The sequence below is a fragment of the Nonomuraea sp. NPDC003201 genome (genome assembly GCF_053590415.1).
The window spans coordinates 1-12,353 of record NZ_JBSFTC010000308.1 but is presented as its reverse complement, the minus strand read 5'-3'; the positions used below and the strand labels follow the sequence as shown (position 1 = coordinate 12,353).

Below are 12,353 nucleotides of genomic sequence, written 5' to 3'. Positions count from 1 at the left end.
GGCCGCGGCCGCCGCGTTCGAGGACGCGGGCATGGGGATCGACGACATCGACGTGCTGGAGCTGCACGACGCGGCCGCCCCGGCCGAGATCCTCCAGTACGCCGAGATCGGACTGTGCGCGCCCGGCGAGGGGCACCTCCTGGTGCGTTCGGGCGCCACCGCGCTCGGCGGCCGGCTGCCGGTCAACGTCAGCGGCGGGCTGATGAGCCGGGGCCACCCGATCGGCGCCACCGGCTGCGCGCAGCTCGTGGAGATCTACGACCAGCTCACGGGCCGGGCGGGACGCAGGCAGGTCGCGGGCGCCCGGACCGGTATGGCCGTCAACGCGGGCGGCTGGCTCGCGGGCGCGTACGCGGCGTGCGTCGCGACCATCCTCGTGCAGGGCGGCTGAGCGGTGGCGGCCACCGAGCTGGAGACGCTCTACTACGAGCGGGCGGCCGACGGCGTCGTCCTGCTGACCCTGAACAGGCCGGAGCGGGGCAACGGGGTGGTCCCCGAGATGGCGGCGGACCTGCTGGCCGCCCTCACCGACCTCGAACGCGACACCGCGGTCCGCTGCCTGGTGATCACCGGAGCGGGACGGCAGTTCTCCGCAGGGGCCGATCTCAAGGCCATGCGCGCCTACCTCGACGAGGTTTTCCCGACCACCCGGGAGCCCTACAACGCGCGCGTGCTCTTCCCGGTGACCCAGCGCCTCGTCGCGTCCCGGTTGCCGACCATCGCCGCGATCAACGGCGGCGCCACCGCAGGCGGCCTGGACTTCGCGCTCGCCTGCGACATCCGCATCTGCTCCACGGCGGCCAAACTCGGCGAGACGTACATCAACCTGGGTCTGCCTCCTGGAAACGGCGGGTCGTGGTTCCTCCCCCGGCTCGTCGGCTCCGGCCTGGCCGCCGAACTCGCCCTCACCGGCGAGGTCGTGGACGCACGACGAGCGTTGGAGATCGGCCTGGTCAACCGGGTCGTCGAGCCGGAGGAGCTGATCCCCGCCGCCGTCGAGCTGGGAGCCCGCATCGCGGCCAAGCCGTGGCGGGCTCTCGAAGCCACCAAGAACGCCCTGCGCTCGACCTGGCAGGTCGATCTCGCCACCTCGATGAGCAGCGGCTACTGGGCGGTCTCGGCACTGCACCACGGCCCCGATCTGGAGGAGGGCATCGACGCGTTCCTCGAACGCAGACCTCCCCGGTTCAATCGCGGCTGACCGGCCGAGGACCGTACAATCAGTTGTTAACCGAACATGGGAGGACGGTTGGCAACGCGGAAGGAAGGACGGGTCAAGAGCGGGCCCGTGTCCCTGGCAAGCATCGAAGCAGCGGCGATCAAGCTCTTCAGCGAGAAGACCTACCCGGTCGTGGGCATGCGGGACATCAGTGACGCCGTCGGGCTCCTGCCGGGCAGCCTCTACGTGCACATCAGCAAGAAGGAGGACCTGCTCCAGCGCATCGTGGAGGACGGCATCCAGCGCTACCTGGACGCGATCGAGCCGGTGGTGGAGTCGGACCAGACCGCACCGGAGCGCCTGCGGGGCGCGATCAACGCGCACATGAGTGTCCTCTCCGAGTCCCTGGAGCAGACCCGCGTCGCCTTCCACCAGTGGACCTATCTCGCCCCCACCGGCAAGCGCCGCGTCGTCAAGCTCCGCCGCCGCTATGACGCCCTCTTCTCGCAGATCATCGACGAGGGCATCGAGGCCGGCGAGTTCCGGGCGGTCAAGAGCGCGCGGGTGACGGTGTTCGCCATCATCGGCATGCTCAACTCGGCCACCGAGTGGTTCTCCCCCAACGGCGAGCTCACGGCCGAGCAGATCGCCGAGGTCCTCACCGACGGGGTGCTCACCGGCCTGCAGGCTTGAGACCGCGAGCGTGAACAAATAGTTGTTCACCTGGAGGACGCGCGGGCCCTCGGCATCCCGCTCACGGCCTTCGAGGAATGGGCGCGTAACCGGAGATCCGCGTCGGCGCTCCTGCCAAAGCCGCAACAACACCGGCCGCCCGGCCTTGGGGCGTGGCCGACATGATCAGATGGGTGAGGGATCGTGGTTGCGGAGCCTCGCCCGCAGCTCGTCGGCGGTGCGGTGCCCCAGTTCGTCCAGGATGGCCAGCGAGAGGCGCCACGAGTCCACCGCCTGGGTGGGCCGACCGGCGGCGTGGAGCGAGTCACCGAGGTGGAGCAGGATTTCGGCCTCGTCGTAGCGGTGCCCGAGATCGCGGCACGAGGTGAGAGCACGCCGGTGGTGCGCGATCGCGTCCTGGAGGTCGCCCCGGTGATGGTGGATCTTGCCCAGCGTGTCCAGGATATGGCCCTGGCCGGACTTGTCGCCCAATTCGGTGGCGATGGCCAGCGCCTTCTCGCCGGCCTGGAGTGCTCGCTCGTAGTCGCCGAGCGCGCACCGGCACCAGCCGATCAGGTTCAGGACGTAGGCTTCGGTGGCGGTCAGACGAGCCCTGCGAAGAGGATCGAGGGCCGCCTGCGCATGCCGCAGGGCCTCCTCCACGCGTCCCCCATGAACGCAGGCCAGGGCGATGTCGAAGAGGGAGAACCCTTCCTCGGCCAGATCGCCCGCCTCGCGGGCGAGCGCGACGCCCCGGCGGAAGAGCGCGTACGCCTGCTCGAGATCCCCGCGTTCGGCGGCCGGCGGGACGAGCCACCGGTACGCGGCGGCCTGCGCTCGCCGATCACCCGTGCGGACGGCCGCTTCCAGCGCGACGTGCAGGCAATCGAGGTGTTCCTGCCGGTGACCTCGCCGGAGCAGCCAGAATTGGAAGGCCGACACCAACTGGACGACCTGGGCGTACAGGCCGTCGGCCATGGCCTGGCGGAGGACCGCCGTCAGGACCGCGTGCTCGGCCTGGAACCACGCCAGCGCCTGCCGGTGCTCTGCCGGGTGCTCGGCTCGCACGCCGGAGGAAGCCCGGCTCGGGGGCCTCCAGCCACTCGGCCGGCACGTACAACCGCACCGCCGCCTCGTGCGCGGTGTGCAGGTAGTGTTCGACCACTCGGCATGCCGCGGCACGTCGCTGCGCCGGCTGCTCCGTCTCGCCCGCGAGCTCTCGTGCGAAGGCACGGAGCAGGTCGTGGCAGGCGTACCGGCCATGCGTGACCTCCGTAACCAGGTGCGCGTCGAGCAGGGCGTCGAGGAGCCGCCGGATCCGCGCCGGGTCGACGCCCGCCAGGCTGGCGGCCGCCGTCGCGGTGAGGTCCGGTCCAGGATGTACGGCGAGCAAGCGGAACAGGCGGGCCACGTCGGCGGGCAGCACGTCGTAGGAGCGGGCCAACACCACCCGCAGGCTGGTGGCCGAGTCCGCGGTGGCCAGCCCACCCAGATCACCGCCGGCCCGGCGCAGGTCCGCGGCCAGGGCGCTCAGCGGCATGGCCGGGCTCGTGACCGCCCGGCCCGCGGCGATCGCCAGGGCCAGGGGAAGCCGCGCACACGCGGCGATGATCTCGTCGGTGGCGTCCGGGTCGGTCTCGACCCTCCGTCGGCCGAGGCGGTGGGTGAGCAGTTCACGGGACTCCGCCTGCGGAAGCACGTCCAGCGTGATCAGCCCGGCTCCCTCTTCGGCGATCAGACCGCTCAACTGGCGGCGGCTGGTGACGATGACGCTGCAGTGAGGGCCGCCGGGAAGCAGCCAGCGCACCTGCTCGACGTCACGGGCGTTGTCGAGCACGACCAGGACGCGCTTGTCCGCCAGCGTCGTCCGGTACAGCGCGGCCCGGGCCGGCGGATCCTCGGGGATCCGCTGCGGCGGCACGCCCATGGCTTCCAGGAAGGCCGTCAGCGCGTCCTGCGGATCGGCTGCGTCGTGGGCCGGGCCGAAACCCTGTAAGTTCGCATAGAGCTCGCCATCCTCGAATCGGCCACGTGCCCGGTGGGCCCAGTGCAGCGCCAAGGACGTCTTGCCGACGCCGGCCGTGCCGGAGACGATGCAGATCCTCGTCCCTCCCGCGCCCGCGTCGAGCTGACGGTCCAGTTCCGCCAGTGAACCGGCACGCCCCGCGAACCCGGACACGCCGACCGGCAGTTGCCGTGGCGGCAGGGGCGAAGCAGTCATCTCGGGCTCCCGGCCCGTGAACCCGCTCACCTCCGTCGGCGACCCAGGCTCCGCCCGGGCTGCCGCGGCGAGCGCCTCCTGTTCCCGCGGGTCCAGCCCGAGGGCCTCGGCCAAGGCCCGGAGCGACGCGCTCCGGGGCCGCTCCACGGCATCGCCTTCGAGCCTGCGAATGGTACGGACGTTGACGCCTGCCCGATCGGCGAGCTCGTCCTGGCTCAGAAGCGCCCGGTTCCGCCAGGCCCGCAGGAGCGTTCCCAGGCTTCGGCACTCCTCGCCGGCGCGGATGTCGGCATCGTCTCCTGTCCCGGCAGACATGACGGTTCCCCGATCTGGGTGGCGGCGATGGGCACTTGCCATGACACCACACTGTCCCACGGGTGTTGAGCCGGCGGCGGGGTCGGTCGGGCCACACGATGCCGGGGAGGGTCTTCTCGCCGTCCACGATGAGCCCGTCCGTGGTCACCACGGGCCCGGCGGTCCCCGCCCGGCGCGGCCTTGATCGCAGCCGGCGCGGTGGTCCTGGGAGAGTGTGTGTCCCAGAGAGGACCTCTCCACTCCGCCTGAGCGCCGAGTCCGAGGATTATTCCTGATCGAGCGCGACCGCCTGCCGGATGTAGCCACGCAATGCGTCATGGTTGAGGGCGTCCGGGCTCTTGAGCTTGACGTGCCTGGTGGCCTTCCCCACACCCTCCAGCAGACCGTGCTCGTCGTCGAACTCCGCGCCTCGAGCGAACGCGAACGTGATGTGCGTCTTGCTGTGACTGATGATCGCGAGGACGGTGCGGCCCTTCCACGCGGGGGAGCCGCGGCTGATCACCTCCGATGCGTCGGGCGCACCCTCGGCCATGAGCTCTCGCAGGATACGGACGATGGTCTGGTGCTGCGGCGGCAGCTTGGTCCGAACGAACTCGTCTACGTCCGCACTGGACATGGCACGAACCCTTCTCTGCTACGGGTGCTTCGATGCGCCGCCCATGATGCGAGGTGGTCCTTACGGTTTGTTTACGCTCACCGCGGCATCCCGGTCCGCTGGCGGGCGAAAGAGCGTAAACAGACCGGAGGCGCCTTCGCGCAGGGTTGAGCACGACACGAACCCGAGGGAGGCCCGAGATGCCGGACACCACACCACTGCGGCTGGTGATCATCATCGGCAGCATCCGCCGCGGGCGGTTCGGCCCGACCGCGGCTTCCTGGTTCGTCGCCCAGGCCCGCAGGCGCCGCGAGCTGAACATCGATCTCGTCGACCTGGCCACGGCAGGCCTGCCCGACACCCTCACCGACCAGGACGAGCTCGTCCCGGAGCCGGTACGGGCCCTTGCTCCCAGGCTGGCCGCCGCCGACGCGTTCGTGGTGGTCACACCGGAGTACAACCGGAGTTTCCCCGCTCCGCTCAAGACCGCCATCGACTGGTTCTACGAGGAGTGGCAGGCCAAGCCCGTCGCCTTCGTCTCCTACGGGAGGGAATCGGGCGGCCTGCACGCCGTGGCCCAGTTGCGTGAGGTGTTCGGCGAACTGCACGCCGTCGCCATCCGCACCCTGGTCAGTCTGCCCTGCTACTGGGAGTTGTTCGCCGCCGACGGCAGCTGGCCCAAACCCACCGCGACGTGCAACAACACGGTCAAGACGACGCTGGACGAGCTCACTTGGTGGGCGTACGCGCTGCGCGAGGCGCGTGCCGTGCGTCCCTACACCTACCGATGATCGCAACCCCGTCAAACCCCAGGAGCATGCCATGCGCAAAGTGATCGTTTCGGTCTTCGCGACGATGGACGGCGTCCAGCAGGACCCGCACGAGTGGTCCCTCGAGTACGCGACCGCGGAATATGAGGCCTACGCCCGCGACCAGTTGTTCGCCGCGGACGCCCTGCTGATGGGACGGGTCACCTACCAGGGCTTCGCCGGGTCCTGGCCGTCGATGAGCGAAGACGGGCCCGCGTCCGACGATTTCACCCACCGGATCAACACCATGCCGAAGTACGTCGTGTCGACCACGCTCGACGACGTCAGCTGGACCAACTCGGCCCTGCTCAAGGGCGATGTCGTCGAGGCGGTGCGCGAGCTCAGGCGGCGACCCGGCAGGGACATCCTGATGTTCGGTTGCGGCGAGCTGGCCCGGACGCTGACTCGGCACGACCTCGTCGACGAGATCCGGGTCTGGATTCATCCGGTCGTCCTGGGGCGCGGAGAGAGCCTGTTCACCGGCTGGAGCGAGACACGGTTCCGCCTGACCGGCACGAAGACGTTCGCATCGGGAGTCGTCGTCCTGGCCCACGAGCCGGTAGCCGCTGACGCTGGAGCAGCAGTGGCTCAAGCCCCGTCCACAGCTCGTCGCTGACCTCCCACGGCTTCGGCGAGAGATCAAAGCGCAACGAAAGAGGAAGCATCGCCATGACCGACATTCAGCGGCAGACGCAGGACGCCATCGACCAGCTGGTCGAGTCCGGCGTCGAACGGGGCTTGCAGGTCGCCGTCTACCACTGCGGAGAGCTGGTGGTCGACGCCGTCGCCGGCCAGGCCGACCCGGTGACCGGCCGGCCGGTCACGCCGGACACGCCGTTCCACGTCACCTCGACCGGCAAGGGGGTGACCTCCACCGTCGTGCACGTGCTCGTGGAACAGGGCGTTGTCACGTACGACACCCCGATCGCGGAGCTGTGGCCGGAGTTCGGCGCGCACGGCAAAGAGCGTGCCACCGTGCGCCACGTGCTCAACCACTCAGCCGGCGTGCCCGGCCTCCCACGGGACACGACACCGGAGGATCTGACCGACTGGGACACGATGTGCGCGGCGATCGCGGACGCGACACCGTGGTGGGAACCCGGCACCAGGACGGGGTACCACCCGCAGTCGTTCGGCTACCTCGCCGGCGAGATCGTGCGCCGGGCCACCGGCCGGCCGATCTCCCAGGTGCTCCGCGATGAGGTGGCCAGGCCTCTGGGCGTGGCGGACGAGCTGTTCTTCGGCTTGCCTGCCTCCGAGCTCGGCCGGCAGGCCCGCCTGGAGGAGACGGCGGGCGCCATGGAGCTGACTCCCGACATGATTGCCGCCATGGCCGGGCAGGTGCCGTTCTTCAGAGTCGTGGACGGTTGGACGGCGGCGCCGCCGGCGGCCCTGCCGAGCGCGGCCTTCTGCAACCGCGAGGACGTGCTCGCCGCCGACATCCCCGCGGGCGGCGTCATGACCGCCCGAGCCGTGGCACGCATGTACGCCGCCCTGATGGACGAGGTCGGCGGCGTGCGGCTCATCTCCCCCGAGCGCCTCCGAGAGGTCACCACGGTGACGATCAGCGGGGTCGACGAGGTCACCGGGGCTCCGGCCGCCCGGGGGCTGGGGTACGACATCGGCTTCCCCGGACCGCTCGACAGCCCCACCCTGTTCGGCATGGCCGGAAGCGGGGGGACCGCGGCGTACGCCGACACCGCTACCGGCATGGTCATCGCCGTGGCCAAGAACCGCGTGAGCGCCGGCGACTACAGTACGTTCCACCACATCGGCGCGCTCGTCACCAAGGCCCTCGGCCCGCGCTGACCGGCGTGCGGCCCCACAACGCCCGCCCGGGGCCGCAGGGTCCGGGAGCCGGCGAAATTGTCGCCGGTCCCCGTTATGGTGACGGTCATGCGCTTCGGGGTGCTGGGTCCGCTCGCGGTGTGGCGGGACGACGGCGGCGCCGTCGCCGTGCCGGGTCTGAAGGTCCGGGCCCTGCTGGCGGCCCTGCTGACGCACCACGGGCGGCCGGTGCCCGCCGACCTGCTCATCGATCACTTGTGGGGCGACGATCCGCCGGGCAACGCGCCGGGCGCGTTGTCGGCGAAGGCCTCCTACCTGCGCCGGGCACTGGAGGAGGCCGAGCCGGGTGGGCGGGCGCTCGTCGTGTCCCCGCCGCCGGGCTATCTGCTCCGCGTCGACGCCGGCACGGTGGACGCCCACCGGTTCGAGAGCCTCACCGCCGAGGCCCGCGAGACGGACGACCCACGGGCCAAGGCCGAGCTGCTGTCCGGAGCGCTGGCCCTCTGGCGGGGCCCGGCCTACATCGACTTCGCCGACGAGGCGTTCGCACGCACCACGATCGCGCGCCTGGAGGAGCAGCGCCTCACCGCCATGGAGGACCTGGCCGAGGCCCGGCTCACGCTCGGCATGCACGCCGCGGTCGCGGGCGAGCTCGGCGAGTTGCTGGCCCGCCACCCGCTGCGGGAGCGGCCACGCGCCCTGCACATGCTCGCCCTCTACCGGGCCGGGCGACAGGGCGAGGCCCTGAGCAGCTACGAGGAGTCGCGGGTCCATCTGGCCGAGGAGCTCGGCGTGGACCCAGGTCCCGCCCTGGCCGGGCTGCACCGTTCGATCCTGGCTCATGACCCGGGGCTGCACGCGCCGCTCGGCCCCGCGCCGGCGACCAACCTGCCCAACGCCATCACCGACCTGATCGGCCGCGACGACGCGGTCGCCGAGGTGCGCGCGCTGCTGCGGCAACACCGGCTGGTGACGCTCACCGGTTCGGGCGGGGTGGGCAAGACCCGGCTCTCGATCGACGTCGCCGCCCCGATGGCCGAGACGATGGCCGACGGCGCGTGGCTCGTCGAGCTGGGCGCGTTGCGGCCCGGCCTGCCTGATGCGATGGGGTCGCTCACCGACCTGGTGATGGCGGTCCTGGACATCCACGACGGCGGCGCCGGACCGCAGGAGGCTCCCGCCGACCGGCTCGCCCGAGCCCTGCGCGCCAGGCGGCTGCTGCTGGTGCTGGACAACTGCGAGCACGTGATCGAGCCGGTCGCGGAGCTCGCCGGCCTCCTGCTGCGCGCCGTGCCCGGGCTGCGTGTCCTGGCGACCAGCCGGGAGCCGCTCGGCCTGGCGGGTGAGGTGGTGTGGCCCGTGCCGGCGCTGGAGGTGCCCGGCCCCGGCGACGACACCGACCCGGCGACGTTGGGGCGGTTCAGCGCGGTGCGGCTGTTCGTGGCGCGTACGGCCGCCGCGGCGCACGGGTTCGCCCTCGCCCCGGACAACGCGGAGGCCGTCGCGGTGCTGTGCCGCAGGCTGGACGGCATCCCCCTGGCATTGGAGCTGGCCGCCACCCGCGTGCGCACGCTGGGGATGCACGGCCTGCTTGCCAGGCTCGACGATCGGTTCCGGCTGCTGACGACAGGACACCGAGGTGCTCCGCCACGACAGCAGACACTCATGGCGATGATCGACTGGAGCTGGCAGTTGCTCACCGAGGCCGAGCGCATTGTGCTGCGCCGGCTGGCCGTCCACGCCGACGGGTGCACCATGGAGGCCGCCCAGGCGGTCTGCGCGGACGACGGCGTACGCCCCGACGAGGTGCTCGACATCCTGGCGCGCCTGGTGGACCGGTCGCTCGTGGTCGTGTCCGACCGCCGCCACGACGATCCCCGCTACCGGCTCCTGGAGTCGGTGGCCGTCTACTGCACCGAACGCATGCACGAGGCCGGCGAGCTCCAGCGGATCAGGCGGCGCCACCGCACCCACTACACCCGGCTGGCCGAGCTGGCCGAACCCCACCTCTACGGCCCCGATCAGCAGCGCTGGCTGCAGCGGCTGGACGCCGAGGCTGCCAACCTGCACGACGCGCTCGACGACGCGGCCCGGCAGGGCGAGGCCGACCTCGCGCTGCGCCTGGCCAACGCGCTTGCCTGGTACTGGTTCCTGCGCGGCCGCCTGGCAGAAGCAGGGCGGTCGTTCCAGGCGGCGCTGGACGCCCGGGGTGAGGCTCCCCGGGCCGCCCGGGCCAGGGCCATGGCCTGGCACACCGGCATGTCGTTCCTGCGGGGTGAGATCGCCGGCTGGCCGGCCCGGCACGAGGCGGTGTTGAACGCCTACGAAGGGGTGGCGGACGAGCCGGGGCGGGCCAGGGCCGAGTGGTTCCTCGCGTTCGCCGAGGTCGACCTCGGCGATGTGGTCGCCACCGGGGAGTTGATCGACCGGGCTCTGACCACGTTCCGCGCCGTCGACGATCAGTGGGGAGTGGCGGCCGCGCTCAGCCTGCGAGCCAAACACGCGCACGTGAAAAGCGACTCCGGCGCGCTCGAGCGTGACGGCGCGCAGAGCGCGGCACTGTTCCGCCGGCTCGGTGACCGGTGGGGGCTGCTGCAGGCCACCGAGTGGCTCGGCGCCCACGCCGTTCTGATCGGCGACTACGAGCAGGCGACCCGCCTGCACCGAGACGGGCTGCGCATGGCCGGAGAGCTCGGGCTCTGGCCCGAGTTCTCCGGGCGCCTGTCCTGGCTGGGCTGGATCGCCATGGAATGCGGCGACTACCCGTCGGCGCGTGAGCACTGCGAGCGGGGCCTTCGGCTCGCCACGGAGCAGGGCTCCCCCCTCGGCGCCGTGTTCGCGGAGATGGGGCTCGCCTTCTCCGCTCGCCGGGAGGGCGACCTGGACGCGGCCGAGGCCCACTTGCTGCACCTGATGGACGCCGCCCGGCACCACACCGGGCCAGGACGCCCTCTGTACGCGCCGAGCGTCCTTGTCGAACTCGGCTATGTCGAGGAGCTGCGCGGCAACACCGCAGGGGCCATGGCTCGGCACATGGAAGCCTTCGCCATCGCACGAGACCTGAGCGCGGGAGCGGACATCGCACAGGCGCTGTCCGGCCTCGCGGGCGCCTGCGCACTCGACGGCCACCCTCACGAGGCCGCCCAACTGCTCGGAGCAGCCGCCGCGGCCCGCGAGTCGATCCCGAAGGCGGTCACGCCTGCCGAACAGGGCGATCTGGACAGGATCGCCCTCGCGGCCCGTGCCGCACTCGGCGAGGAGGCGTACGCCGCGGCGTTCGCGCACGGCCGCGTGCTCCGCCCCGACGAGGCCCGCGACCTCCTTGATCGACCCGGACGATTCGTGAAAACTTCATCGGGTTCACCGGTCTGTCCCAGCATCGGCTGAAGGTCAGTCGTCCGCTGACCAGGGCGCAGGCGGCGTGGCACGCCGCCCCCGGTGGTCAGCCCTTTGACGAAGTAGCGCTGCAGGAGCAGGAAGAGCGCGATCACCGGGAGCACCGTGATCAGGGAAGCGGCCATGACCTCGTGTAGCGCGGCACCTCGCTGGAGATGAGCGACTCCAGCCCCAGCGGCAGCGTGAACCGCGACCGGTCCGAGAGCGACACCCGCGTCAGCACGTATTCGTTCCACGTCGGCACCGCCGTCAGCACGGCAACGGTGATGTGCGCCGGCTTGGCGAGCGGCAGATACACCGACCAGAAGATCCGCGCCTCCCCCGCGCCGTCCGACCTGGCGGCCTCGCGCAGCTCGCGTGGGATGGAACCGTCGCTGCTGGTCAGCAGCAGCACCGTCAGCGGCGCGGTGCCGTTGACGAAGGGGAGCACCAGCCCCAGGTGGGTGCCCAGCAGGCCGAGGTTCTTCTCCAGGATCACCACCGGCAGCAGCACCGTGATGCCTGGCACGAACAGGAGCGCCACGAAGAACCAGTACAGGAAGCGGCGGCCGGGGAAGTCCAGGATGGCGAAGGCATAGGAGGCCAGGCTGTAGACCACCCGCCGATCACGGTCATCGCCGTGACCTGGAGGCTGTTGAGGAAGTAGTCCAGGAAGTGCAGCCGGCCCCACGTGGCGATGAGGATGTCCAGCGGGGGCTCGCGCGGCAGCAGGTTGCGTTCGAGGACCTCGCCGCGGGTCTTGAAGGCGCCCGACACCATCCACAGGAACGGATACATGCTGATCAGCGCATAGACAATCAGCCCAGCACAGGCGAAACGCTTCACTGGGCCCTCCGGAGCAGGCGCGCGTTGGCCAGGGTCAGCAGGACGGCTCCCGCGAACAGCAACCAGCCCAGCGCGGGCGAGATTCCGACGTTTTGCGATCACGGCGTCCTTTCGGGGGAGAAGGATGCTCCAGGCGCGCGCAAATCGTTAAGATCTCTCGAAATCTACACGTAACGATTACGGTGTCAAGAGTCCGCCCTCAGGCGGATTGACGCCGTACCAGGCGCGCGGGCACGACCAGCTCGGTGGACGGCTCGTCGATGGCCTCGCGCAGCCGTTCCAGCAGCCGCACGGCCGTGGCCTGGCCTATCTCGCGGGCCGGGTTGGCCATGGTGGTCAGGCCGGGTGAGACCATGCCGGCGGCGTCGATGTCGTCGAAGCCCATCACGGCCAGGTCCTCGGGAACGCGCAGGCCCCGTCGAGCCGCCTCGTCCAGGGCCCCGATCGCCATCACGTCGTTCGCGCACAGGAGGGCGTCCGGCGGCTCGGCCAGCTCCAGCAGCCGCGCCACGCCCTCGGCGCCGCCCGCGCGGCTGAAGTGGGTGTGGGCCACGAGGGCCTGGTCGGCAGGCG

12 protein-coding genes are annotated in these 12,353 nt (G+C 71.2%); 7 read left to right on the top strand and 5 right to left on the bottom strand.

What is annotated here, in order from left to right; translation table 11 throughout:
- The 3 genes from ACWDX9_RS51150 to ACWDX9_RS51140 form a co-directional block, all read left to right on the top strand.
- Nucleotides 1–391 (top strand): thiolase C-terminal domain-containing protein (locus ACWDX9_RS51150; protein ID WP_449968858.1); only part of this gene is annotated, 391 nt, incomplete at its 5' end.
- 3 nt (nt 392–394) lie between these two features.
- Entirely contained in the window at nt 395–1,201 is an 807-nt protein-coding gene (locus tag ACWDX9_RS51145) for an enoyl-CoA hydratase/isomerase family protein (protein ID WP_449968856.1), read from the top strand.
- 87 nt (nt 1,202–1,288) lie between these two features.
- Nucleotides 1,289–1,852: a TetR/AcrR family transcriptional regulator gene (locus ACWDX9_RS51140; protein WP_449968853.1), complete on the top strand. Its 564-nt coding sequence runs from the start codon at nt 1,289–1,291 to the stop codon at nt 1,850–1,852.
- A gap of 165 nt (nt 1,853–2,017) precedes the next feature.
- On the opposite strand, the gene ACWDX9_RS51135 is transcribed toward ACWDX9_RS51140, so the two are convergent.
- The 3 genes from ACWDX9_RS51135 to ACWDX9_RS51125 all read right to left on the bottom strand — a co-directional run bounded on the left by ACWDX9_RS51135 (nt 2,018) and on the right by ACWDX9_RS51125 (nt 4,983).
- Nucleotides 2,018–2,773: a tetratricopeptide repeat protein gene (locus ACWDX9_RS51135; protein WP_449968850.1), complete on the bottom strand. Its 756-nt coding sequence runs from the start codon at nt 2,771–2,773 to the stop codon at nt 2,018–2,020.
- Nucleotides 2,676–4,367: a helix-turn-helix domain-containing protein gene (locus tag ACWDX9_RS51130; protein WP_449968847.1), complete on the bottom strand. Its 1,692-nt coding sequence runs from the start codon at nt 4,365–4,367 to the stop codon at nt 2,676–2,678. The genes ACWDX9_RS51135 and ACWDX9_RS51130 overlap by 98 nt, the downstream gene beginning before the upstream one ends.
- Nucleotides 4,368–4,632: 265 nt before the next feature.
- Complete coding sequence (locus ACWDX9_RS51125) at nt 4,633–4,983, bottom strand: DUF1801 domain-containing protein (RefSeq protein WP_449968844.1); 351 nt, start codon at nt 4,981–4,983, stop codon at nt 4,633–4,635.
- A 179-nt stretch (nt 4,984–5,162) separates the two neighbouring features.
- Between ACWDX9_RS51125 and ACWDX9_RS51120 the strand changes: the two genes are divergently transcribed.
- The 4 genes from ACWDX9_RS51120 to ACWDX9_RS51105 all read left to right on the top strand — a co-directional run bounded on the left by ACWDX9_RS51120 (nt 5,163) and on the right by ACWDX9_RS51105 (nt 10,946).
- Nucleotides 5,163–5,753, top strand: a complete 591-nt coding sequence (locus ACWDX9_RS51120; RefSeq protein ID WP_449968843.1) for an NADPH-dependent FMN reductase — start codon at nt 5,163–5,165, stop codon at nt 5,751–5,753.
- A 31-nt stretch (nt 5,754–5,784) separates the two neighbouring features.
- On the top strand, nt 5,785–6,387 hold the full coding sequence (locus ACWDX9_RS51115; protein WP_449968840.1) for a dihydrofolate reductase family protein: 603 nt from the start codon (nt 5,785–5,787) through the stop codon (nt 6,385–6,387).
- 53 nt (nt 6,388–6,440) lie between these two features.
- Entirely contained in the window at nt 6,441–7,580 is a 1,140-nt protein-coding gene (locus ACWDX9_RS51110) for a serine hydrolase domain-containing protein (protein ID WP_449968837.1), read from the top strand.
- Between the two features lie 87 nt (nt 7,581–7,667).
- Nucleotides 7,668–10,946 (top strand): BTAD domain-containing putative transcriptional regulator, encoded by a 3,279-nt coding sequence (locus ACWDX9_RS51105; protein ID WP_449968835.1) that lies wholly within the window; start codon nt 7,668–7,670, stop codon nt 10,944–10,946.
- Nucleotides 10,947–11,064: 118 nt separating this feature from the next.
- Here ACWDX9_RS51105 and ACWDX9_RS51100 read toward each other — a convergent pair whose 3' ends face one another.
- Together ACWDX9_RS51100 and ACWDX9_RS51095 are read right to left on the bottom strand one after the other, a co-directional pair.
- The gene (locus ACWDX9_RS51100; RefSeq protein ID WP_449968832.1) at nt 11,065–11,553 is read right to left on the bottom strand and encodes a carbohydrate ABC transporter permease; all 489 of its coding nucleotides are present in this window, start codon (nt 11,551–11,553) and stop codon (nt 11,065–11,067) included.
- A 426-nt stretch (nt 11,554–11,979) separates the two neighbouring features.
- On the bottom strand, nt 11,980–12,353 hold a 374-nt coding region (locus tag ACWDX9_RS51095), incomplete at its 5' end, for a substrate-binding domain-containing protein (RefSeq protein WP_449968829.1).

What these genes read in the sequence shown, in the direction of transcription:
- ACWDX9_RS51105 (WP_449968835.1), top strand. Translation starts at nt 7,668, where the DNA reads ATGCGCTTCGGGGTGCTGGGTCCGCTCGCGGTGTGGCGGGACGACGGC.
- ACWDX9_RS51125 (WP_449968844.1), bottom strand. Translation starts at nt 4,983, where the DNA reads ATGTCCAGTGCGGACGTAGACGAGTTCGTTCGGACCAAGCTGCCGCCG.
- ACWDX9_RS51115 (WP_449968840.1), top strand. Translation starts at nt 5,785, where the DNA reads ATGCGCAAAGTGATCGTTTCGGTCTTCGCGACGATGGACGGCGTCCAG.
- ACWDX9_RS51130 (WP_449968847.1), bottom strand. Translation starts at nt 4,367, where the DNA reads ATGTCTGCCGGGACAGGAGACGATGCCGACATCCGCGCCGGCGAGGAG.
- ACWDX9_RS51110 (WP_449968837.1), top strand. Translation starts at nt 6,441, where the DNA reads ATGACCGACATTCAGCGGCAGACGCAGGACGCCATCGACCAGCTGGTC.
- ACWDX9_RS51120 (WP_449968843.1), top strand. Translation starts at nt 5,163, where the DNA reads ATGCCGGACACCACACCACTGCGGCTGGTGATCATCATCGGCAGCATC.